Annotated in this window: 19 protein-coding genes; 9 read left to right on the top strand and 10 right to left on the bottom strand. The window is 49.5% G+C overall.

Going from position 1 to position 23,034, the window contains the following annotated elements; translation table 11 throughout:
* The first annotated feature begins 40 nt into the window (after positions 1-40).
* The 3 genes from ACYVGO_RS31345 to ACYVGO_RS31335 all read left to right on the top strand — a co-directional run bounded on the left by ACYVGO_RS31345 (position 41) and on the right by ACYVGO_RS31335 (position 2,016).
* Positions 41-556: a GNAT family N-acetyltransferase gene (locus ACYVGO_RS31345; RefSeq protein ID WP_460972690.1), complete on the top strand. Its 516-nt coding sequence runs from the start codon at positions 41-43 to the stop codon at positions 554-556.
* A gap of 225 nt (positions 557-781) precedes the next feature.
* Positions 782-1,162 carry a response regulator gene (locus ACYVGO_RS31340; protein WP_046575488.1) on the top strand — a complete coding sequence of 127 codons (381 nt, stop codon included), beginning with the start codon at positions 782-784 and terminating at the stop codon, positions 1,160-1,162.
* Between the two features lie 92 nt (positions 1,163-1,254).
* Positions 1,255-2,016, top strand: coding sequence for an MBL fold metallo-hydrolase (locus ACYVGO_RS31335; protein WP_142774556.1), 762 nt, complete (start codon positions 1,255-1,257; stop codon positions 2,014-2,016).
* A gap of 110 nt (positions 2,017-2,126) precedes the next feature.
* Here ACYVGO_RS31335 and ACYVGO_RS31330 read toward each other — a convergent pair whose 3' ends face one another.
* The 10 genes from ACYVGO_RS31330 to ACYVGO_RS31285 all read right to left on the bottom strand — a co-directional run bounded on the left by ACYVGO_RS31330 (position 2,127) and on the right by ACYVGO_RS31285 (position 16,237).
* Positions 2,127-3,227, bottom strand: a complete 1,101-nt coding sequence (locus ACYVGO_RS31330) for an ABC transporter ATP-binding protein (protein ID WP_460972689.1) — start codon at positions 3,225-3,227, stop codon at positions 2,127-2,129.
* A gap of 2 nt (positions 3,228-3,229) precedes the next feature.
* The gene (locus tag ACYVGO_RS31325; RefSeq protein WP_460972688.1) at positions 3,230-4,531 is read right to left on the bottom strand and encodes a hypothetical protein; all 1,302 of its coding nucleotides are present in this window, start codon (positions 4,529-4,531) and stop codon (positions 3,230-3,232) included.
* Between the two features lie 106 nt (positions 4,532-4,637).
* The gene (locus ACYVGO_RS31320) at positions 4,638-5,444 is read right to left on the bottom strand and encodes a carbohydrate ABC transporter permease (protein ID WP_460972687.1); all 807 of its coding nucleotides are present in this window, start codon (positions 5,442-5,444) and stop codon (positions 4,638-4,640) included.
* A gap of 225 nt (positions 5,445-5,669) precedes the next feature.
* Entirely contained in the window at positions 5,670-6,521 is an 852-nt protein-coding gene (locus ACYVGO_RS31315; protein ID WP_460972685.1) for a carbohydrate ABC transporter permease, read from the bottom strand.
* A gap of 3 nt (positions 6,522-6,524) precedes the next feature.
* Positions 6,525-7,805: an extracellular solute-binding protein gene (locus ACYVGO_RS31310; protein ID WP_460972684.1), complete on the bottom strand. Its 1,281-nt coding sequence runs from the start codon at positions 7,803-7,805 to the stop codon at positions 6,525-6,527.
* Positions 7,806-7,926: 121 nt separating this feature from the next.
* The gene (locus ACYVGO_RS31305) at positions 7,927-8,994 is read right to left on the bottom strand and encodes a LamG domain-containing protein (RefSeq protein ID WP_460972683.1); all 1,068 of its coding nucleotides are present in this window, start codon (positions 8,992-8,994) and stop codon (positions 7,927-7,929) included.
* A 43-nt stretch (positions 8,995-9,037) separates the two neighbouring features.
* Positions 9,038-10,546: a RagB/SusD family nutrient uptake outer membrane protein gene (locus ACYVGO_RS31300; RefSeq protein WP_460972682.1), complete on the bottom strand. Its 1,509-nt coding sequence runs from the start codon at positions 10,544-10,546 to the stop codon at positions 9,038-9,040.
* Between the two features lie 11 nt (positions 10,547-10,557).
* Positions 10,558-14,022 carry a TonB-dependent receptor gene (locus ACYVGO_RS31295; protein WP_460972681.1) on the bottom strand — a complete coding sequence of 1,155 codons (3,465 nt, stop codon included), beginning with the start codon at positions 14,020-14,022 and terminating at the stop codon, positions 10,558-10,560.
* Positions 14,023-14,062: 40 nt separating this feature from the next.
* On the bottom strand, positions 14,063-15,217 hold the full coding sequence (locus ACYVGO_RS31290; protein WP_460972680.1) for a FecR domain-containing protein: 1,155 nt from the start codon (positions 15,215-15,217) through the stop codon (positions 14,063-14,065).
* Positions 15,218-15,637: 420 nt separating this feature from the next.
* Positions 15,638-16,237 carry an RNA polymerase sigma factor gene (locus tag ACYVGO_RS31285; RefSeq protein ID WP_460972679.1) on the bottom strand — a complete coding sequence of 200 codons (600 nt, stop codon included), beginning with the start codon at positions 16,235-16,237 and terminating at the stop codon, positions 15,638-15,640.
* Between the two features lie 168 nt (positions 16,238-16,405).
* Here ACYVGO_RS31285 and ACYVGO_RS31280 point away from each other — a divergent pair, with 168 nt between their 5' ends.
* The 6 genes from ACYVGO_RS31280 (at position 16,406) to ACYVGO_RS31255 (ending at position 22,879) form a co-directional block, all read left to right on the top strand.
* The gene (locus ACYVGO_RS31280; protein WP_460972678.1) at positions 16,406-17,467 is read left to right on the top strand and encodes an oxygenase MpaB family protein; all 1,062 of its coding nucleotides are present in this window, start codon (positions 16,406-16,408) and stop codon (positions 17,465-17,467) included.
* A gap of 158 nt (positions 17,468-17,625) precedes the next feature.
* Positions 17,626-19,017 (top strand): tRNA uridine-5-carboxymethylaminomethyl(34) synthesis GTPase MnmE, encoded by a 1,392-nt coding sequence (gene mnmE, locus ACYVGO_RS31275; RefSeq protein WP_460972677.1) that lies wholly within the window; start codon positions 17,626-17,628, stop codon positions 19,015-19,017.
* Positions 19,018-19,260: 243 nt separating this feature from the next.
* On the top strand, positions 19,261-19,827 hold the full coding sequence (locus ACYVGO_RS31270; RefSeq protein WP_460972676.1) for a helix-turn-helix domain-containing protein: 567 nt from the start codon (positions 19,261-19,263) through the stop codon (positions 19,825-19,827).
* Positions 19,824-20,942 carry a tyrosine-type recombinase/integrase gene (locus ACYVGO_RS31265; protein ID WP_460972675.1) on the top strand — a complete coding sequence of 373 codons (1,119 nt, stop codon included), beginning with the start codon at positions 19,824-19,826 and terminating at the stop codon, positions 20,940-20,942. The genes ACYVGO_RS31270 and ACYVGO_RS31265 overlap by 4 nt, the downstream gene beginning before the upstream one ends.
* Position 20,943: 1 nt before the next feature.
* Entirely contained in the window at positions 20,944-22,407 is a 1,464-nt protein-coding gene (locus ACYVGO_RS31260; RefSeq protein ID WP_460972674.1) for a hypothetical protein, read from the top strand.
* Positions 22,408-22,510: 103 nt separating this feature from the next.
* Positions 22,511-22,879 carry a helix-turn-helix domain-containing protein gene (locus ACYVGO_RS31255; RefSeq protein WP_460972673.1) on the top strand — a complete coding sequence of 123 codons (369 nt, stop codon included), beginning with the start codon at positions 22,511-22,513 and terminating at the stop codon, positions 22,877-22,879.
* The last annotated feature ends 155 nt before the right edge of the window (positions 22,880-23,034 follow it).

The raw sequence follows: 23,034 nt of genomic DNA, 5'->3' as shown, positions 1-23,034 counted from the left end.
AACGTCAGACTTCGAACTCCAAACCTCAAACCCTGTGACAATGAACGAACAAATTTCCCCGGCCACTGAGCAGGATATTCCAGCATTAGATAAGCTCGTGAATAGTGCCTATCGGGGCGAAAGCTCAAAAAAAGGCTGGACGACCGAAGCCGATTTATTGGGTGGTATTCGGACAGATGCCCAAGGCCTTCTGATCATGCTCCATAACCCAAACGCCACTATTCTAAAATATGAAGCTGAAGGCCAACTGCTTGGGTGTGTGTATCTGGAAAAGAAAGGCGATGAGTTGTACCTGGGTATGCTGACCGTTTCGCCCGAAGCGCAGGCCGGCGGGATTGGCAAACAATTGTTGGCCGTTGCGGAGAAAAGGGCTTTTACGCAACAGTGTAGGGCTATTTCCATGACCGTTATTACAGCACGGCATGAACTGATTGCCTGGTATGAACGCCGGGGTTACCAACCTACGGGTGAAACCAAGCCATTTCCGAACGACCCAAGTTTTGGCCTCCCCAAACAGCCCCTGGAATTCATGGTTATGGAAAAAGTACTGATTTGAGCCGACAAAAAAGTCACAAAAATGAAGAAAGTCATGAGATAGAAAACGATATAATCATCTTTATCAGGATTTTTTTTCGTTCTTCTTGTACCATTCCCCTACTATATTCCCATAAACAGTAAAAAAGATACGCTACACTTATTTTGACGCAAAACCCCTTTTGCGTTTGCCGATTTAACTCTATAATTTCACCTCACTAAACGTAACAACGATACCACAAGCCTTATGTCAGCTTCCAAACGCGTCCTGATTGCCGAAGATAGCTCCGTTATCCAGAATCTGGCCCGCAAAATTCTTGAGTTTCAGAACTATGACATCACCGCTGTTAAAAATGGCGAACAAGTGTTACAGATTCTGGAGAAAGAAGATTTCAGCATTCTCCTGCTGGACATCAACATGCCCCTGATGGACGGTATGGAGTGTGTACGGCGCGTTCGGGCCTTACCCGAAAAAGAAAAAGCCAGTGTACCCATTGTTGCAATCACGGGTAATGCTAAAAACTACACCGAGGAAGAATTTAAGACCGCCGGTTTCAACGACGTTCTTGTAAAACCCCTCAACTTCGACCGTCTGGTAGAAGTCGTTAATCAGCTTACAGACAAATAAAAAGGGAGGAAAGGAGGATGGAGGAAAGGGAGGAAAGGGTTTATACTACCAAATCCCTCTCCTCCCTTTTCTCCATCCTCCCTTTCCTCCTTATGATTATCACATTGCTGGGTACAGGAACATCGTCGGGCGTGCCACTCATTGGCTGCCAGTGTGATGTTTGCCGGTCAGTCGATTTTCGGGATAAGCGGCTTCGTACCTCAGCCCATATTTCGGTGAATGGACGCAGTTTTGTGATCGATACGGGTCCTGACTTTCGCCAGCAGGTACTTCGACTGAATTTGCTGCAACTCGATGCCGTTCTGTTCACCCATGAACATAAAGATCACACGGCGGGCTTAGATGAGGTGAGAGCCTATAATTTCCGGTCGGGGCAGGATATGCCTGTGTATGGTCGCCCAACTGTACTGGCGCAGTTACAGCGCGAATTTGCCTACATTTTTGCCGAGCATAAGTATCCCGGCACGCCCCACGTTCTGTTGAACGAAATCCGTAACGAGCCCTTTGAGGTTTTGGGCATCCCAATTATCCCAATCGAGGTCATGCACCACAAACTTCCCGTATTTGGCTACCGAATCGGCGATTTCAGCTACCTCACCGATCTTAATTACATTGCTGACGAGGAGTTGGAAAAAGTAAAAGGCTCTAAAGTACTAGTAGTCGATGCACTTCAGCGTCAGGCCCATATTTCGCACTTCACGCTCGATCAGGCCATTGCCCTGGCGCAACGCGTCAATGCCGACCGCACCTATTTCGTGCACATCAGCCACAAACTTGGTCTGCATAACGAGGTCGAGAAAGAGCTTCCGGCTGGCATTCGCCTTGGCTATGATGGTTTGCAAATTCGGTTGTAGGAGTTACAACTAATAGTTTTCTTTTATCAACTACAGCAGTAAGGGCAGCTACGGCAAACCAAATCCCGTAGGGATAGCTCATGTTGTAGCCGTGGGTTCTAACCTACAGGCTAAATCGCCAGACCCGTTTCGGCATCAAAAAAGTGGCATTGATCAAGATTCCAGAACAGATTGACAGGTTGTCCGAACGGGGCAACATAGCCCGCCGATAAACGGGCAATTAGCCGTCCCTCATCAATCGGGCAGTAAACCAGCGTTTCATTGCCCATGTTTTCAATGGCCTCAATCGTTACGGGTTGTACATGAACGGCCTGCGCTGTCGGTGGCTGCTCACTGAGGTGTTCGGCCCGGATACCAAGCGTAATGGGCTTACCCGCATACGGCCGTAATCGGCTGGCCCAGGGCAATGTTGACAGATCAATCAGTACTTGATTACCCGCACTAATAAAGCGTAATGAGGTATCATCCACAAGACGACCCGGCACGAAATTCATAGGTGGTGTGCCAATAAATCCGGCCACGAACTGCGTTGCGGGATGGTTGTATAAGTTAATCGGCGTATCCTGTTGCACCACATCACCATCGCGCAGCACCACGATCCGGTCGCCGAGGGTCATGGCTTCCACCTGATCGTGAGTGACGTAAATAATCGTTGCGTTCAGTTCCCGGTGAAGTTTCTGTAACTCAATTCGTGTTTGCACCCGCAGTTTCGCGTCCAGGTTGCTCAGGGGCTCGTCAAATAAAAACACCTTGGGGTTGCGCACAATGGCCCGACCAATGGCCACCCGCTGCCGTTGTCCCCCCGACATATCTTTAGGCTTTCGATCCAGTAATGCTTCTATTTCGAGCATAGTAGCCGCCCGATTGACCCGCTGTTTGATATCCTCTTTCGGTAAACCCGCCAGCTTTAACCCAAAAGCCATATTATCAAACACAGTCATGTGCGGATAGAGGGCATAGTTCTGAAACACCATGGCAATGTCGCGGTCTTTGGGAGGTACGTCATTAACGCGTTTCCCGTCGATCAGCAGTTCGCCCTCGGTGATTTCTTCCAGACCTGCAATCATGCGCAGCAACGTCGATTTACCACAACCCGATGGCCCAACGAGCACCAGAAATTCCCGGTCGTTGACGGTTATGTTGACGTCCCGAATAACGCGTGGGCCTTTCTCGTAGGCTTTGGCAATATGCACCAGTTTAACTTCTGCCATAATTAAGGGTATTTGTTTGCCTGGGTTACGGCATCGGGGTAATTCTCCAGTCGCTGAAAAGCCAGCAACGCTTCAATGGTGGACTCAGCACCCGAGTTTTTATTGATCTGAGTATCCGACGTAATCCCATCGAAGCCCAGACCAGTTGTTTTATCATACATGGTTGCCTTCGCGGGGTTATTGCCTAAAAACCAGCCCGCCAGTTGCCCCGCCAGCGTAACGTATTGGGCATCTTTTGTCTGGTCATACAGTTCGAGTGCCGCCCACACCATCGGCCGCACGCCATAGGCAATCTGCGAAAAACGCGATTTTTTACCGAAGGTAAGCACTGTGCCCTGCTGACTCACATCAAACGATTCCAGAAAACCCTCTTTGAGCAAATACGGATAAAAGTTATCAATTTCCCGTTTGGCAACGGCTATCCAGTCGGCGCGGTTCAGGGCTTTACCCACCCGTAAAAGTGCATAGGACTGATCACTCCCATAGGCATGCCAGCCATTGTCGAAACTTAAAATCGCACCATACGGCACCTGATCAGGCCCACCAAACTGCATCTGAACAATCCCATCGCCCAGCGTACCAATCAGCTTAAGAACCTGACTATCGGGAGTTTGTTGCTGGTAGTTGAGCAGGCCGAGCATCATGATAGCTGCCTGATCGGAGCCGGAACCGTAGGGCAACCAGGTTGGAATTTTCAGCCCCTTCACAAAATTGTAGGCCTGCGCTTTACTACCAAAATCCCGAACCATATTCGTTACGAGCCGCTGACTGGCTGTTTGCAGGCGCGTGGCTAGCGCAGGATCGGCCGTTTTGTAATACGTATACGCTTCGGTCAGGCTCCAGAGTGCCCGCCACGACCACCAGTTAGGCTGGTTGATGCTGGTACTCCCCGATTTGTTGATCGACAGGTTGCCAAAGATGAAATTATAGAAGTACCCGTTATCCGACTGCATCTGCAACACGAATTCCGTCAGCTTACGCAGCTTATCCTGCTTGGCGGTGTTGGTCGTCAAATCGGGTTCGTGTACCAGAAACAGAACCGTTCGGGCTATATCATCGACGCAGGCAGCTCCTTCGTCGTCGTCGGCAACCCATTTGTAATCAGGATACTCGCTATAGATATTAATCAACCCTACATCAGCACCATTCAGCTTGACAGCCTGGTACAACTGATCGAGGTGAATGGTATTAACCAGCCGGGCACTTCCGGGCGTGGGTTGAACCGGCTGGTTTTTGTTACAGGAAACCGATAACAGCGGAAGCTGAAACAGGAAAAGCCAGAGGAAACGATAATGGGTTTTCATAGCGATAGAGTAGTTGGTTAATGGATAATGGTTAATGCACAATGAATAATTTATAATGCATAATAACCTAACTATCAACTAAATAACATTATTCATTATTCATTATTCAATCTTTCAACCCCGACGAGGCCATACTGCGGATAAAATGCTTTTGAAAAAACAGGTATACAATCAAAATTGGCATGGCCAGCATGACGGCTGCGGCAATCTTCACACCTAATTGCGCATCGGCCCGGCCACCTACCGAAAATAGCGTCACCATCTGGGGCATGGTCATAGTCGATTCATTACGAATTACGATCAGCGGCCAGAGGGCTTCATTCCATAAGCCCATGAATGTTAGAATGGTAATGGTCAGAACGGTTGGAATAATGTTGGGCAGCAGAATCTGAAAAATGATGCGCAACTCCCCACAACCATCAATTCGAGCGGCATCGATCAGGGCCTGGGGTAATCCGGCAAACGCCTGCCGAAACAGCAGCACCGCCAGCGAGTTCATCACAAACGGAACAATCAGCGCAAAATACGAATCCACCCAACCCAGCTTCACCATCGTGATGTAGTTGGGAATCAGCGTGATCTGAAAAGGCAGCGTCATTGTAAAAATGATAAGGTAGAAAATCAGGTTACGCCCCCGGAACCGCAATCGCGCGAGTGCATAGCCGACCATAGCCCCTAAAACCAGCACTAACCCTGTCGTGACGAGTGCCACCAGCAAGCTATTGATGAAAGCACGACCGAGTGGTATCCGCTCAAAAACGGTGGTATAGTTTCGGATCGTCAGGTCAATAGGCAATAGCGTCAGCGAGCCAATCCCCTGCTCCGACGACAACGACGCGCTCACCATCCAGACAAACGGATAAATGAACGACAGAGCCGCCAGGATTAGAAATGTATATCGGAGTAGTTTCATACTAAATGAGTAAATAATGGATAATGGATAATGGACAATGCATAATGAACAATGCATAATATCCAATAAGTAACAAACTGAATTTAAACAACATACCATTATCCTTTATTCATTATTCATTATTCATTATTCATTATTCATTATTCATTATTCATTATTCATTATTCATTATTCATTATTCATTATTCATTATCCATTATCCATTATTCATTATTCATTTACCCTTTATACCTCCTGTTCGACGTATCGTTTTTGAATCGCTACCACACCTAAAATCAAGAGTGCAAAAAAGAATCCCAGCGTGGCCGAATAGCCCATGTGGTAGTACTGAAAGGCCTGTTTGTAAATGTACATGACCGCCGAAAGCGTACTATTAAGTGGCCCGCCCTCGGTCATAATGTAGGGCTCGATGAAAAGAGAAAAACCGCCAATGGTGGACAGCACCACGACCATAAAAATCGTGGGATTGATCATGGGCAGGGTGATGTAGCGAAACTTCTGCCAGTGTGTTGCGCCCTCCATGTCGGCAGCTTCGTAATACTGAACCGGCACCGTTTGGAGGCCCACCAGAAACAGGATCACGTAAAGCCCTACGTTTTTCCAGGTAGCCATCAGCGCAATGGCATACATGGCAATGCCGGGGTCCTCCAACCAGGGCACTTTCGGCAGCGACAACGCCGACAATCCCCGATTCAGAATACCCGCGTTGAAACCCAAAAGCTGCTGCCAGAGAATCGTAACCACCACCCCCGACACGATGACCGGCAGAAAAAAAGCGGCCCGAAAAAACGACTTGCCCCGAATACTCTGGTTGAGAAATTCCGCCAATGCCAGTGCTACGACAATCTGCAGCGGGATATGCACGACCAGAAACCGTAGCGTATTGTAAATCGCCTGCCAGAACAGCCGATCCTGAAACAACCGTCGGTAGTTGTCCAGCCCAATAAACTTCATGGGCGAAATAATATTCCAGCTATGAAACGTGAGAACAATGGAGAATACCACCGGAAACGCCACGAACACGCAGAAGTACAGGATATACGGCGAAACCAGCCAATAAGGAATGAGTTTCTTCATGATTTAATTTCCCAATAAGACATCAACCGCTTTGGCCGCGTCGCGGATGGCTTCTTCGGGCGTTTTTCGGTCGTACACGACGCAGGCTTCGTACTCCTGCGAAATGATATCGAACACTTCGACAATCACCTCGCTATTGTCGACACCCTTGATGTAGCGCGACTGTCGGGCGAAGGGCAATAGCTTTGGATTCTTTTGCAGAAACACGCTGAAATACGGGTCGGTATCAACAGCCCGCCGGTGCGGAAACTGGCCCGTCAACTCCATCAGCCGTAAATCGCCGGGTTTGTCGACCAGCGTTTTAATGAACTCCCAGGCCGCTTTCGGATCGGGGCAGGTATTGAAAATAACAATGTTTTTCGGGTCGCCGTAGGTGTAGGCCGGCCCCGTATGGTTGTCGGGTACGGGCATTGGCCAGGTATCGTAGTGCAGGCTGGGGTCCTTGTATTTTTCCAGAAAACCCACCTGCCAGGGTCCCGTAAAGGATGTTGCAATATGTTGATCCAGAAACGGGTCACGGGTAGCGGAGAGCCGCTCTTTCGAGAAGTAGCCATCCCGGTACAGTTGCTGCAAAAACCGAAATACCTCCACTGCATACTTGTTGTTGAAGGCCGCCCGGTTGTTTTTCACCAGCGGAGCCCCGTTAGACGCAGCCAGATACAGCGGGTAAAAATTAAAAAAACGCTGGTACCAGATCACTTTTACCTCGGTGTACCCCAGCCATTGGTCCGTATAACCGTCGTGATTCAGGTCGTGCTTCAACCGTTTCCCGGCTTCCATATAGCTGGAATAGGTGTAAGGCGGTCGTTTCAGACCCGGCTCGTTCACCTGCCCGGTATTGCAGAGCGTCATGATCGGATTCACTTTCCAGGGAACCTGATAAATATGTCCGTCTGATGAAGTAACTTCCTGGATAACAAGGCTATCGCAGCGTGCACGCAGAAACTCCATGAACCCACTGATGGTATCGAGGGGTACCAGCACGCCCGCTTTGGCGTACATTTCAACACTCCCCTGCCACATGTTGGCGTAGATATCGGGCGTAGTTTTTCCGACGACAGATGCCAGAATGATCTCCTCACTCGATTGCCCTTCGGGAATGGGTTGATAGTGCAGGGGTTTATCGGGATGCTCGCGTTGCCAGCGGTCTGTAAACTCCCGGGCGAACGTGATCTCACCGGCATTGTTGGAGCACCAGAACAGCAACGGTCGCTCCGTTTGCGTCTGCCGACAGCCTCCCAGCACCAGACACCCGATAAAAACAACCCACCCGATTTTCTGCATACACGAAACTTAAGACAAAATGCTTGATTTTTAAGAATGGATAATGAATAATGTAAAATGGATAATGAGTACGTAAACCATTATCCATTTTACATTATTCATTATCCATTCTCTCCTTGTACTACTGACTCTTCTCCGCGTTGTACAACGACGTAATCTGCGTGCTGGTTAGCACCACATTGTAGATACGAACATCGTCCATGGAGCCGGTGTAGTAGCCACCCCAGGGGCCATTGAAGTTGTTGCCGTCGGCATCATCTTTCTCATTGGCGTTGTACAAACTCGTTGGCAAATCCTGTCCGATCGTCATGTTGATCGTGCTTTTTACCGGTGCCAGATCGCCCGTTACGTCGGTCCAGCTTTTCACCAGCGTGCCATCGATGTAGAAGTTCATTTCTCCCGATTTATAACTCACGGCGATATGATACCACTTGTTGTTGGCCAATGTCACCGACTCATCGTCTTTGTCCTTCGCACCAGCGGTTGTTTTCACCGTAAAGAATACTTTATTAGCCTCCTGCAACTGGACTTTATAGCCATTCCAGCGGTTCAGTGCCAACAGGTAATTACTGGCCCGGGTTGTATCCCGTTTGATCCACATGCTGATCGTGATTTCTTTGGATGGGTTCAGCACCGAATTATACGGAATCTCAATGTTGCCCCCTTTATCGAAATGATACGCTTTGTTGGCCACCCCAAATCGGTCGGCGGTGAGTGTGGGCGTACCGGCACCCCATAAGGCGCTACCTGCTTTCAGGGTCCCGTTGAAGCCTTTTCCTGATACATCGGTCGCATCGCCGTTGAAGAGCATGTGCAGGATGAGTTTGTCCGGGGCAATTTCGGCAACCTGCTTGCTCTTGAAGGTCGCTATGGCCTGCCCGAGGTTCACATTAGCGTTGTTGACAGCCGTCTGCGTGGCGGCATTGTCGCTGTTTACGGTCGTGGCCGCATCGATCGCCGTTTTGAAAGTCGCTTTCGAGCCCGTTTCATACCGGCCGATAGCCGTTCCTTCTACGGCTGCCGTGTATAAAGCATTGGCACTGTCGAGTCGGGCTTTGAGGGCGGTTTTGTCGATGGGCGTAACCGGGGTATCATCATTCTTTTTGCAGGCCTGAAGCACAACCAGCAATAAGCATAGAGCCATCAGACTCCGTAGTAAGGCAGTAACCGAAACAGGTAAGTTTTTCATGAGCGTACTGGGTTTTGACAAATTGATTAGTGAACAAACTGAATTAAAAAACAAGGCCTTTATTGGTATCCCGCTCACTCTGCGGAATTGGGAAATAGCGGTTGGTTTCGTACTTGAAGGAGGGTTTATCGCGCAGGGCATTCTGGGCGTAGTCTTTGCCGTAGCGCATGATGTCGAAGTAGCGGTGAAACTCGAAGCCCAACTCCACCCGACGCTCGTGCCGGATGATATCGCGCAGGCTCGACTGGCTCGTATTCGTTACATCGGGCAATAGACCTGTTGGAACCACTGGCGTTGGCGTGGCCATGCTTAAGCTGATGTCGTAGAGGTAACTCTCGCGCGCCCGCTTCCGAACCAGATTCAGGGGCACCAGCGCATCGGCTGAGCGCCCCAGTTCATTGAGCGCTTCGGCCTGAATCAGCAGTACTTCGGCGTAGCGGATGGTTACGTAGTTCAGGTTCCCATCGCCCTTCGTGCTTTTGGGAACTTCTGTGATGGGCTGAACGTGCTTTTTGTTCAGGTAACCCGTTGGCGACCAGAGTGGATCGTAGGTTGTCCCGTCGATCCAGGGATGGCCCGCCCGCGCTACGGTATAATCCAGACGTGGATCAACAACGCCCGCGCTCGTCTTCTCAAAGGCATCGACGAAATTCTGCGTTGGCACATTGAAGAAATAGCCGTTTTCGGGGTTTCGCGGAGCAAACCACTGGTTCAGCCGATTCCCCGTAAATGGCACTTGCCCCGTCAGGTGCTGCACCGCAAAGACCGTCTCGCTGCTGTTTTTGAAGACCTGGTTGAAGTTTTGCGAGTACACTGGCAGCAACGAATAAACCCCGCTGCTAATGACCTGCCCGGCAGCATCGGCGGCTAGTTGCCATTTCCCTTCGTACAAATACGCCTTCGCCAGCAATGCCTGAGCCGCCCCTTTAGTGGCCCGGCCTACATCGGCACCCGTATACGTGGCGGGTAGACTTTTAATCGCTTCCTGCAAATCGGCTTCAATGGCGTTGGTGTACACATCCGCTACCGGCGACTGCGGAATTTGTAGCTGATCGGCGTTTTTAGGTTCCAGCAGCACCGGCACCGGGCCGTAAATATTAACCAGGTAGAAATAATTCAGCGCCCGCAGAAATCGCGCTTCGCCCAGAATCCGCGCTTTCAGATCGGCGGCAATTGCGATGGTCGGCACCTGCTGAATAACCCGGTTGCAACGACTGATGCCTTCGTATAGCAATCCCCACTCCGATTCGACCGGCCCATTGTTTGGGTATACCGTGAAATCATCGATCAGACCAATATCGGCCTGATCGCCGGGGTCCCCTCCTTTGGCGGCATCGTCCGACGCCACATCACCGAACACCCACAAGCGGTTATTATCCGATGAAAACGATAGGGTCTGGTAGGCGGCATTCAGGGCCTGCAACGCCTGCGCCTGGGTCTTGTAAAACGTGTCTTCCGAATAAGCCGCCCGCACCTCTTCGTTTAGGAAATTAGAGCAGCTACTGACCGAAATCAGCAGAATGGAGAGTATGAGTAGGTATGTCTTTTTCATAACGGATTGCGCTAAAAGCTTACATTTAATCCAACCGTATAGGTTTTGGCGCTTGGATACGTGCCCCAGTCGATGCCCACGGCCACATCGCCCTTGAACTGCTCGTTGTTCACGTTGTCGCTGCTTTGCTGTTCGGGATCCAGGCCGGGGTACTTGGTGAACGTGAGCAGGTTTTGCCCACTCACATACACCCGGATGGTGGAGGAACCCAGTTTTTTGGTGAGGGTGCTGGGCAGCGTGTAGCCGAGCTGGAGGTTTTTCAGGCGGGTGTAGGCTCCATCTTCCAGAAAACGGGTCGACGGTTGCTTGTTATTGGCCGATCCACTCCACGATACCCGAGGTTGGGTATTGCTGGTTCCTTCGCCATGCCAATGGTCGTCGACCACCCGTTGGGTTACGTTGAACGCCCGGTAAAATCCTTCAATATCCGTGGCAACCTGGTAATATATCTTGTTGCCCGAAACACCCTGAAAGAAGGCCGACAGGTCGAAGTTTTTCCATTGCAGGTTGGCCGTCAGGCCGTAGGTCAGCGTGGGAATCGGGCTCCCCACATGCGACCGGTCCAACTGGTTAATGAGGCCATCGCCGTTCATGTCTTTGAAGCGGACTTCGCCGGGTTTGATGTTGTTGCCCTGAAAGGCGCTGGTAAAAATCTGGCCTTCGTTCTGAAAAATTCCGTCCTGCTGAAGCAGGTAGAACGAGCCAATGGGATAACCCGGCTCGGTCAGTGTACCGAACACGCCGTTGTCGATCCGCCCGCCGGGAATGGGCCGACCTTCGCTGAGCGACAGGACTTTGTTGTGAATGAAGGAGGCATTGGCGCTAATGTCGTACGAAAAAGCGCCCTTTTTATCGCGAAAAATCAGGTCTAGCTCCAGGCCACGGTTCTCCACCTGGCCCGCATTGACATAGGGAGCAGCCGCACTACCGCCCGATTTGGGAACCGGGATTGGCACCAGAATATCGGAGGTTCGTTTGATGAAATAGTCGGCGGTGATCTGGAGTTTATTCTGAAGAAACCCCATTTCCAGGCCCACGTCGGTTTGGGTCGACGACTCCCATTTTACGTTGGAGTTTCCCCGCGTCACAACGGCATAACCCGCTACAGTTTGCGGGCTAGCCCCAAACACGTAGTTGTAGCCACTACCTACCAGCGATGCATAGGGATAGTTACCGATATCCTGATTCCCTAGTTGACCGATGCTCGCCCGTAGTTTCAACAGGGAAATCGTGCGGGACAGGGGTTGAAAAAACTCCTCCCGGTCGATGTTCCAGCCTGCCGAACCCGAGAAGAAATTCGCGTATCGGTTCGTAGGCGAGAAGCGCGACGATCCATCGCGACGGACGTTGACCGATGCCAGGTATTTATCCCGAAACGCGTAGTTGACGCGCCCAAACAGCGAGAACAGCGACCAGCGGGAATCGCTTTCGAACGATTGCCGCCCGGTAATGTCGGCCCCCTGGCCGAGGTAACGCAGGTTGCTCACCTGATCAATGAAATTCCGGTCGGAACCGCCCACATCGCGACTGACGCTGTGAATGGCTTCGGTACCCGCCAGCGCCGTTATCTGGTGGTTTTCGCCGATTGTGATATCATAATTCAGGGTATTGTTCCAGGTAATCGTACTAGCCGGGCTAAACCGGTTGACGAGTGTGGAGGGGCTATTGATCCGGTTATTGGTGCCCCAGTTTTCGTTGTAGGTTTTCCGGTTGACGATGTTCAGGTCGAGCCCGGCATCGGTCCGAAACCGTAGCCCTTTCAGAATCTGCCACTCCCCAAAAATATCCCCGAACACCCGATACTGTTGTTCTTTATTATCCTGTTTCTGCGCCAGCCCAACCGGGTTGTAGCCATCGCCAAAGAAGGCCGGGAACTGGGGCAGATCGGCATAGTCGCCGTTTTGATCGTACACCGGAATGGCGGGCGTCCGGAACAGCGCATACCGAACAATACTGCCGCCGTTGCCCCCGTACCCATCGCCCGAACTCCCCACAATACTGCGCTGCGAATAGGTGATATTCAGGTTAGTTCCGATTTTCACTTTCCGGGCAATCTCCGTATCGATGCTGGCCCGGAGTGCGTAGCGTTTGTAGCTCGAATTGAGAATGATACCCTGCTGATCGAAGTAATTGGCCGATAGGAGGTAATGCGACTTGTCGGTGCCTCCACTAACCGACAGTTGATAATTCTGAATAGGAGCCGTGCGAAAAATGGCTTTCTGCCAATCGGTATCAGCCACCTGAAGCGTACTCGGAATCAGTTGGCGTTGCAGGCTCGGGTTGGTAATTGACGCGTTATCGTTAGTAGCCGCTTCGTTATAGATATTGATGTACTCCTGCGAGTTGGCCATCGGAATCAACCGACCGTGTTGCTGAATACCGGTATACGCATTAAACGTTACCCGAGGGGCACCACTTTTGCCGCGTTTGGTCGTCACCACAATCACGCCGTTGGCCGCACGTGCGCCATAAATAGCCGCCGAAGAGGCATCTTTCAGCACCGACATGCTTTCAATATCGGCGGGATTCAATACGCTGAAGGCGTCTTTAGTCGGTACGCCGTCGATGATAAACAGCGGGCTATTATCGTTGATCGTTCCCACCCCGCGAATCCGGACAGCAACCCCTTCGCCCGGAGCACCCGTTGACTGGGTCACGCGAACACCCGATGATTTTCCCTGTAATGCCTGATCGATACCCGCCACAGGCAGGCGACTGATGTCTTTAGCCGTAATCGTCGAAACCGCCCCCGTCAGATCCGATTTTTTTTGCGATCCGTAGCCCACCACCACCACTTCCGACAGCGATTTATTATCGTCCTGCAAAGTGACAGTCAGGGTTGTTCGATTACCCACTGCCACCTCCTGCCCCAGATACCCGACGGAAGAGAACAGGATAACGGCCTGATCGTCGGCCACCGTAATCCGAAAATTCCCCTGCGCATCGGTGGTGGTGCCGGTCTGGGTTCCTTTCACCACCAGGTTGACACCCGGAATGGGTTGGCTTTTCTCATCCACGACGGTTCCCGTAACCACCTTATCGACACTCGCTGGGGCTTCGGGGGCCAGGGAGGCCCGGAAGTCGGACGAGGGTGGCAGCACGGCCTCACCGGATCTGGGTTTCAGCAGGATCAGTCGTGGACCGGTTACGGAGTAGTCGATCTGGAGAGGTGTTAGTAATTCGTTCAGCACCTTTTCCAGACGCTCATTTTTGACCGTCAGGCTGGCCTTCCGATCCGCTTTAATAAGCTCGAAGCTGTAGGCAAACTGCACATCGGCAATCTTTTCCAGCCGTTCCAGAATCGTTTCGACCGACTGGTTTGCTATCGACAGGCTTACGGTTCGTTTCAGTGGATTTTGGCCATGAACGGGTCGGGCAATCAGGCTGCCCATGACGCTGATGAGCAACAGGAACGGGATAAAAGTCAGTCGCATAAACCAGCGGAGGTACGAACGATGGGGTAGCGTTTTCATCATGATTGTGTTGAGTAAAGGGTACGTTTTCGGGTGGGGCTAACTAGCGACAACCCGATGAATGAATAACCAGTTGGCCATTTTGCAATTCGTAGGTTGAGCCGGTAATGGCAGCAATCACATCAAGTCGGGCAAAGAGCGACGGATCATCCAGATGCGCGGTAAGTGTGCAGCCCGATAAAGCATCGCGATCAAACTGAATGTCGATCCCGTATGCCTTTTCGAGCGCATCCAGCACCTGCGGTAAGGGCGTCCGTCGGAACGAAAAGGACTGCGTGGTGGCGGGTAATACCGTAGCTTCGGCCCGGCTGACCTCGCTTTTAACCAGGCGGGCATCTTCCTTCGAAAACGTAGCCTGCTGATTGGGCAAGAGCACAACGGCCATTCGCTGAGACAGGCCAGCTTTCGATTGATCACTGCCTTTCGGATGAGTCGACACGGCGACTTTCCCCGTTTTGACCACTACGTTTACCTTGCCGCCCGTTTCGGGGGCATTGATCAGGAAGCTGGTTCCCAGCACCTCGGTCGTTACATCGCCGGTAAACACCCGGAACGGCTTCGCTGGATTCCGGACAACTTCGAAGAAGGCTTTCCCCGTTAAGAATACATCCCGTTTAGCGCCAGCAAATTGCTTTGGAAAACGGATTCGGGCATTTTGTTGCAGTACAACCAGGCTCCCATCGGCCAACCGAACCAACCGGGGAGTGGTTTTCCGATTAGCCACCTCGAGCAGCGCTGCGGGTGATGTTGCCGCTTGTTCTTTAGTCGAAATGACTGGCCCGCGTCGGTTTTGCTGCCAATAGCGCCAGCCAAACCAGCTCGTCAACAGCAACAGGGCAACGGAAGCCGCCACCCGAAGCGGTTGCCAGTACGACCAGTCCGACAGCGAACGAACCAGGCCACGGCGTTCATCCGGAACCGCCAACAAAATACGCTCGACAGCTTCGCCGATCTGCTGATCGGGCACTTCGGGCAGTTCACCTTTTGCGGTGAGCAGGAAAGTTCGGGCCAGCTCAACACTTTCCCGATCGTCTGGATACTGAGTCAGGTAATTTTCCCAATAAGCCACCTCAATCGGTGTGCTGGAAAATACCCAGCGCCGAAACGATTCATTCTCAATAAATTGCTGCGGTGTCAAGGCGCGTCGTCTGTTCTGAACAAGCGGCTTTGGTGCCACTTGTACGACGAGGAGTGGCAAGGGTCAAAAAAGTAACCGTCGACTATGAAAATTCTTTTAAAAAATAAAACTTAAGTGTGCAGGCAAGGCGGAGATTCTAGTGACTCTTTGGATTCTAGTGATTCTACGGATTCTTTTTGGTGTTGTTCTGGTGATGTCAGTTTCTTAAAACTGACATGTGAGGTTTCTCAAAACCTATCGAGTCAGATTGGCCCTAATCGAGGTTTTAAGAAACCTCGATTAGGGCCAATCCCCCGTTCTCGCTTGGCTACGCCGAGTGAGGGCTATTTTTCAAGGGCCTCTGGCCCGTTTTGGCCATACGACACCGGCCAGAGGCCGTTAAAAATATAGTCCTCACTCGGCGTAGCCAAGCGAGAACGGGGGAACGTAAGAACGAGCAATGTGAGAATCAATAGAATCCAACTCGATTCTGTAGATCACTCAATAAAAAAACGTAATGAAGAATAAAAAATGGGACAGATCCTGCCAGTGATCGCGGAGGTTGTGCAGGGCATGCTGTAGGTAGTTCGCCACGACCTGCCGGTTCACGCCCATCGCCGTGGCAATCTCCTCATAGCTGAGGTTTTCGTAGTATTTGAGGTAGATGGCTTCCCGTTGCCGTTTGGGTAAGCGTTCGAGTGCCTGCTTTAAATACGCCTGCTTGTTCTGTTCGTTTTCGGCCTGTACATAGAGCGATTCGGGGTCGCTTAGCCAATCGGTTAGTACCTCCGACTGATCGACATCATCATGCTGACTATCCTGTTTTACCTGACGGAGTATATTGTTGCGTAAGGCAACGAAGAGGTATCCTTTTATTGACTGTAAAACCTGGATCGACTGTCGTTTCTCCCAGATAGTCAGAAACAAATCCTGAATACAATCCTGAATACAGGCATGATTCGTTGTCAGTTTCGTGCCATAATGAAATAGGGAGCGATAATACCGTTCTGCCAATGAACCCAACGCTTGTTTATCGCCCGCTTGTAGCTGTAGCCACAGTGTATCATCCGTTAAACTAATGTCAGTCGGTAAAGCAGACATAAATAGGTACCTCTTTTACTAATAGATCATAATATTACAATTAATTAACGGGAAAGTTTCAGACTACGCTATACAACTGCCGGAAAATCCGACGCATTGGTGGCAATCACAAAAACCAATTGGTTATACCCAACGTTACCCAGATGCGTATACGTACTCCCCACTCCGATGCCAGTTCTGATTAAGCCGACCCGTTTATTTTCTGATGAGTTATTGCAACACTACCGGCAACAGGGCGACGCACCCGCCGACGACGTCATTGCAGCTATCATTGCCGCAGATGGCCCCGCCGGACTACGGTCGTTGATGCGCTGGCTGGCCGATACAGCTGATTTTTCGCTGGCTGAACAACATCCTGCTGTTCAGGTATTTTTTAGCGAATACGCGAGTCTACCCAGTTGGGCTAAACCAGATGCGATGCAGCGGGGCATGGACTTTTTCCAGAAGAACGCCCAACAGATTGGCCTCGTCCTGGGCTTCTTTTCACTCCCCTACTCCTACCTGGGCGCCCACGGAGCGCAGGTTTTGTGGTTAACCGAGCGCATTAAAAACGACACCGCCCGCCGATTGCAGGAAACCGGCGAATGGGTGTTTGCGGTCAACAATCCCAAAGAGTGGAAAACCGGCAACGCCATTGCCAGAATCCTGAAAATTCGCCTGATTCATGCCGGAGCCCGCTGGTTCTCGCTGCATTCGGGCCGATGGACGATGGACTGGGGCTATCCGGTTAATCAGGAAGATATGGCCGGAACGAACATTGCTTTCTCCTACATTGTGATACTCGGCCTGCGCAAGCTAGCTGGACGGTCTATGTTCAATGCGGCAACTGAACAGGAAGAAGAAGATTATCTCCACCATATCAGCGTAGTCAACTACCTGAATGGCGTTGTTGATGCGTTGCTTCCCCAAAACCTTCGGGAAGCGTTTATGCTCCATCAGGTCATTTCCCGGCGACAATTTGCCCCTTCCGAAGCAGGCGTAGGCCTTACCCGCTCGTTGCTGAATGCGATGGCCGACGTAGCTAATAACCCCCAGTTAACTAAACAAGAGTCAGCCAAAACCAAACGGAGCAACATCGGAACGGATAGTATGCGGAACCTCGCAGCCGGTGAAATGCGTTTCTTCCTGGGCGATGACTATGCCGACTGGCTTGGGATTCCAACCGTATCCGTCGAGAAACGCCTGATTGGGTTGCTAAATAAGCTCCCCATTTTCCCGAATAAAGTGTAAGAAGCCGTCTAAAAACCCCTAAATCCCCTGAAGGGGACTTTATCTAAGAGTGAGCAAAGTCCCCTTCAGGGGATTTAGGGGTTTTAGCCTGATTAGGAATTAATTTTCAGACAGTTTCTAATGTTTATAGTATAAGCTACAAACTACAAACTACAAACTTGTTTCAGTTAGAACCCATTGCCGCCCTTGCCACCGCGCCGGGCATTGGTGCCATTGCCGTTATCCGCGTATCGGGCGAGGGTGCCATTGAGATCACCAACCGTATTTTCCGGGGTAAAGACCTCACCCAACAGGCTAGCCATACTGCCCATTTCGGCACCTTGAGGAATCGACCTGACGCGTCGGGTACCGAAAGCATCATCGACGAAGTGCTGGTAACGGTTTTCCGGGCACCTAAGTCCTTCACCAAAGAAGATGTGGTCGAGATTTCGTGTCATGGGTCGGAGTTTATCAGTCAGCAGATTCTGCGTCGGCTTACGCAGGAAGGGGCCCGACTGGCTAAACCAGGCGAGTTTACCCAGCGCGCTTTTCTGAACGGCCAGTTCGATCTGGTTCAGGCCGAAGCCGTAGCCGACCTCATTGCGTCGGACTCCGAGGCCAGTCACCGGGCCGCCCTGAACCAGTTGCGGGGGGGATTCTCGAAGCGGTTGAAAGAACTGCGTCAGCAACTCATTGATTTTGTGGCCTTAGTAGAACTGGAACTGGATTTCGGCGAAGAAGACGTAGAGTTCGCCCACCGCGACCGGCTCCGGCAATTGATGCTCGATATCCGGCGGGTGCTCCATCCGCTGATCGACTCCTTCTCAACCGGAAACGCCATTAAAAACGGCGTACCTACGGTAATTGTCGGCAAACCCAATGCGGGCAAATCAACCCTACTGAATGCGCTGTTGAACGAAGAGAAAGCCATCGTTTCTGATATTCCCGGCACCACCCGGGATGTTATTGAAGACGAATTATTCATCAACGGCATCCGCTTCCGGCTCATCGACACGGCCGGTTTACGCCAGGCCACCGACCGGATCGAAGCCATCGGTATTGAGCGAACTCAACAGAAAATGCGCGATGCGGCTCTGGTCGTTTATTTGTTCGATGGCAAGAATATTGAACCTGATGAACTGCAGCTAGCCGTTACAGAAGTACGCGAATCGGGTAAGCCTTACCTGCTCGTAGGGAATAAACTGGATGCCATTACAGATCAGAAACGCCTGGCCTTAGAAGACATACTGGGAGAAACGGTCGTCTGGATTTCGGCTGCGAAACAAACGCATTTAGAGGAACTGAAATCTGCCCTTTCGGCCCGTGTACTGACCGATGCTGCCGTCCAAACGGGCAGTGCTGTCGTGACCAACGCCCGCCATTACGAACATCTCACCGCCACCGATGAGGCCCTCGCCCGTGCCATTGCCGGGCTGGATTCGAACGTAACTCCCGATTGGTTAGCGATGGATTTACGCGTTGCGTTACAACATCTGGGCGAAATAACCGGCGAAATTACAACAGACGATTTATTAGAGTCTATTTTTAGTAAGTTCTGTATTGGAAAGTAACTGTCTTGACTAACCTTTTTGTATCCTATCACTAAATAGTATCTAAAGCCCTGAAAGTGGGCTTTTTCTACGCCTAGTACTACTGATTTAGTGAGTGATAGTATTTGTTTGTTAAGTAAATATTTGTACCTTCGTTGTACCTCATTAGCGGGTTTCCTATAGAATCCCGTTTTTTAGGCGAGATAATGGCACAAACTGACACATTAGCACACATTGAGTCATTGAGTTGACTCGGTCTGACATATGAGTTCAAACATACGCATCATCCGTATCTGTCAGCAGTGCGGCAACGAGTTTGAAGCACGTAAGACAACGACTAAAACGTGTAGCGATAACTGCGCAAAAAAAGCTTATAAAGCGCGTCAGAGGTCAGCAAATGCCCAGGCGAGTAATGAGCAGACGTTGCAGATAAAACTCAAGCCCATCGAAGATATAAAGGCGCAGGAGTTCCTGACAGTTAATGAATCAGCCAAGCTCATTCGCATTAGTCGGCGTAGTCTATACCGGCTCAATGAACGGGGTGAACTACCCTTTGTCAAACTCAACCGCCGTACCGTTATCCGTCGTTCGGACATTGACCGTCTGTTTGATCGTCCAGCCGAGCTAATGGAGAAAAGCCGTCCGGAACCGGTTGCGTTGGCTGACTGCTACACCATGAAGGAAATACGAGAGAAATACGATATATCTGAAAAAGCACTCTACGAGCTTATTCATCGGCATGAGATTCCCAAGCAGTATAGCAGCATCTATGCGTATGTGCCTAAATACAGAATCGACCAGTTGCTATCCAACCCTCCTACCCTACTATGATTAAGGTCAAAGTACGCAAGAAACCAATCAGCAACGGGCGAACGAGCCTATATTTAGATTACTATCCGGCTATCCCTCACCCTGACACCGGCAAACCTACCCGGAGAGAATTTCTGGGGGTGTACCTATTTAACCGGCCAAAAACGCCAGCCGATAAAGAACAGAATGCTGAATCGCTTGCATTAGCTGAAAATATACGTGCTAAGCGACAGATCGAGGTTCAAAGCGGAGCCTATGGATTTCTATCCAAAAAGAACCTCAATACCTGCTTTGTTGCTTATTGTGAAGGACTGGCAGCAGTTCGAACCGGCAGCAACAAAGACGGTTGGGATAGTGCTCTGAACTACCTGCGCGATTTCACTGGCGGAACGCTCAAACTATCAGACTTAACGCTAAAGAAGTGTCGGGACTATAGAGCGTATCTGATGGAAGCTCCAAGTCAGCGCAATAGCGAACCATTGGCCATAAATTCAACGGTTGGGTACTTTAACAAATTCAAAGCAGCGCTGAAACAAGCGTACAAAGACGGGCTAATTAACACTGATCTTAATGCAAAGGTGGAGAGTATCAAGCCTGAAGAAACCCGGCGTGAATATTTGACTTTAGCTGAACTACAAGCTCTTGCCGAAACAGACCTACTGTCTGTACCTGTCCTCAAACAAGCAGCCTTGTTTTCGGCTCTGACTGGCTTACGTTACTCCGACATTGAAGCCTTGACTTGGGAAAAAATTCGGCATGATCCTGCAAACGGGTATACAATTGATTTTCGACAGGAGAAAACGGATGGAGTTGAGTATATGCCGGTTTCTGAACAGGCCGTTTTGCTCTTAGGTGAACGATTGGAAGATAACCAGCCCGTATTGCCTGGCCTATCTTATTCGGCTCATTGGAACAAGATTTTAAAGCAGTGGGTAAAAGATGCAGGGATAACTAAGCCGATTACGTTCCATAGTTTTCGCCATACATATGCAACATTACAATTGTCGCTTGGAACAGACATTTATACGGTCTCCAAGATGCTGGGACACCGAGAGCTAAAGACGACGCAGATTTACGCCAAGATTATTGACCAATCCAAGCGGGATGCCGCAGATAGAATTAAACTGACTTTCTAATATGGACAGACTTAGCTTAAGTGAAGATCGTTGGAGGGGAATAAATGAGCAATTTGCGTTGCATGATTTCCTATTGGTAAAGGCTCCAGATATTGTAGGCTTCTTTTATCATGATATTCATGATAAACCGATTGACTGTAATATTTATCATCCCAAATATGGGTATGATGGACATGTCGCAGATAGCTATCAATTTACTATTACTAGCTACAGTCCTACTGTTTATGAGGATCCTGGGACTCGAAAAACCGTTTGGTGTCGTAATTTTCTAGAAATAGTATGCTATCATGGGGAGGACGATACTTATACCAATAAAGATGGAGAAGTAATTATAATAGCCCATCGCGCATTTAGTCAGAAACGACTGGCCAGCGCAGACAATGCTGATGATTTTAAAGAGATTTTTGAACGAGAGTTAGCGAAAAAAGGCTTTTCCGATAAACATCATGAATCCAATCTATTTAAAGTTCACTTATCTAAACACGTACAGGAACTTATCGAACTGCACGAAAAAAAAACTACTTACGAGGAGAGAGAGTTCGGGTGGATAGATTTAGGGAAGAAGTTTCAGGACTATCTAAATTCCGGAAGCCTAAAAAAAAAAGATCGACTAAGAGTTAAAACAGACCTTTTTGTTAATGAACAAAATACAGAGCCCTTATCCTACTTCAGCAAAATAAAGTTAATTGAGCAGGAACTTGTAAAACCAAGGAACGAAGAACTGAATCGTCAAAAACAGATTTTTGAGGTCAATTTTAAAAGGTTACTATCTCCTGAACAAGAAGCTATTCCATTTATTAGAGAGGAATACCAACGCGCTAGTGCTCAACTAAAAGAGTGTAAAAATTGGCTTGAGGTTGAAACGAATAGTGTAGTTGTAATTGCTGGCTATGTACTATCATGCGATACTGATTATACCTGTAGCTTCGAAGATTTTTGGCAGGCAATCTGGCCCCACTTTGATGATTGTCAGCGAGCATACCAACTAATAGATTATTTAAAATGGCTTAAGGTTAGACTTAAAGGCTATGAAAATTTTGAACATATACCTTTAGTGCCTGCTGAAAGCCAAAGTAACAAAAATAAATTTAATGAAATGCCAATAGAGGAGGTGAGGAAATATTTTATACCCTTAGCCAAAAAAAAGAGCTTAAACAATAGTGAGGCATTTTTAACAGAAGATCAGGTAGATTTGTTTATTGATAAAGCATTTTGCAAAAATGAAAACATTGGTATATTGACGGCTAATTTAAGCGATGGAGACATGGAAATTATGGGCGCATTGTTTTATAACTATTATAGGAAATGCATTAATTTAGGTTTTGCTCCAACAAGAGGGAAGCAGAAAGAGTATACTTTGCTTTTAACCGATAATTTTTCGAATTATGCTCACTTGAAAGACTCATTACCGACTAATTTTAATAAGTATGAAAATCGTTCAAAAACTTGGTCAAGTACTAATTAACTACTATTTGATTACTTTTAATACTTCTAGTACTTTATAAAATAACTGTGCTTAACAACCTTGTACTATTGCTGACAAGTTTCACTAAAACGACTTGCCAGCAATGGAAGGTATCCCAATTACATTTGACCAGCTACCGGCCTACGTCTACCAGTTAGGCTGCAAGGTTGACGATCTAACCGCTTTATTACGTTCCCAATCTGAACAGAGTCAACCTGCCCCAGACCGCTGGTTCTCTATCGAGGAACTTAGTGATTATCTACCTGGCCATCCGGCCGTGACCACTCTTTACGGTAAAGTACAACGACGCGAAATCCCTTTTTCACGTAATGGCAAACGATTAGCTTTTCGTCAATCTGAAATTGATGCATGGCTACAGGGAAGTCGCGTGAAAACTAACGCTGAACGGGCTACACAAGCTGATCATCACATAGCATATAGTCAGCGTAGAGGAGGACGTAAAGTCGCATGACCCTCTATAAAATCACCTCTGCCATTCGAGCAACGAACGGTGAAGTACTGCTTTGCGACTCTACCTCATGGGGCTTTGTTGTTAGAGCTGCCATAAGCGGACATTCCTGCCGAATTATTATCCCTACGACGAAGAAATGCCTTAAAGGCCTGCAG

The organism is Spirosoma migulaei, from assembly GCF_054776855.1.
This window is presented reverse-complemented; position numbering and strand designations above follow the sequence as displayed.

Coding starts and splice junctions, on each gene's coding strand:
- ACYVGO_RS31260 (WP_460972674.1), top strand. CDS start 20,944: ATGGACAGACTTAGCTTAAGTGAAGATCGTTGGAGGGGAATAAATGAG.
- ACYVGO_RS31325 (WP_460972688.1), bottom strand. CDS start 4,531: ATGAAAACCCATTATCGTTTCCTCTGGCTTTTCCTGTTTCAGCTTCCG.
- ACYVGO_RS31320 (WP_460972687.1), bottom strand. CDS start 5,444: ATGAAACTACTCCGATATACATTTCTAATCCTGGCGGCTCTGTCGTTC.
- ACYVGO_RS31310 (WP_460972684.1), bottom strand. CDS start 7,805: ATGCAGAAAATCGGGTGGGTTGTTTTTATCGGGTGTCTGGTGCTGGGA.
- ACYVGO_RS31330 (WP_460972689.1), bottom strand. CDS start 3,227: ATGGCAGAAGTTAAACTGGTGCATATTGCCAAAGCCTACGAGAAAGGC.
- ACYVGO_RS31280 (WP_460972678.1), top strand. CDS start 16,406: ATGCCAGTTCTGATTAAGCCGACCCGTTTATTTTCTGATGAGTTATTG.
- ACYVGO_RS31305 (WP_460972683.1), bottom strand. CDS start 8,994: ATGAAAAACTTACCTGTTTCGGTTACTGCCTTACTACGGAGTCTGATG.
- ACYVGO_RS31345 (WP_460972690.1), top strand. CDS start 41: ATGAACGAACAAATTTCCCCGGCCACTGAGCAGGATATTCCAGCATTA.
- ACYVGO_RS31265 (WP_460972675.1), top strand. CDS start 19,824: ATGATTAAGGTCAAAGTACGCAAGAAACCAATCAGCAACGGGCGAACG.
- ACYVGO_RS31285 (WP_460972679.1), bottom strand. CDS start 16,237: ATGTCTGCTTTACCGACTGACATTAGTTTAACGGATGATACACTGTGG.
- ACYVGO_RS31270 (WP_460972676.1), top strand. CDS start 19,261: ATGAGTTCAAACATACGCATCATCCGTATCTGTCAGCAGTGCGGCAAC.
- ACYVGO_RS31255 (WP_460972673.1), top strand. CDS start 22,511: ATGGAAGGTATCCCAATTACATTTGACCAGCTACCGGCCTACGTCTAC.
- ACYVGO_RS31295 (WP_460972681.1), bottom strand. CDS start 14,022: ATGATGAAAACGCTACCCCATCGTTCGTACCTCCGCTGGTTTATGCGA.
- ACYVGO_RS31300 (WP_460972682.1), bottom strand. CDS start 10,546: ATGAAAAAGACATACCTACTCATACTCTCCATTCTGCTGATTTCGGTC.
- ACYVGO_RS31335 (WP_142774556.1), top strand. CDS start 1,255: ATGATTATCACATTGCTGGGTACAGGAACATCGTCGGGCGTGCCACTC.
- ACYVGO_RS31315 (WP_460972685.1), bottom strand. CDS start 6,521: ATGAAGAAACTCATTCCTTATTGGCTGGTTTCGCCGTATATCCTGTAC.
- ACYVGO_RS31340 (WP_046575488.1), top strand. CDS start 782: ATGTCAGCTTCCAAACGCGTCCTGATTGCCGAAGATAGCTCCGTTATC.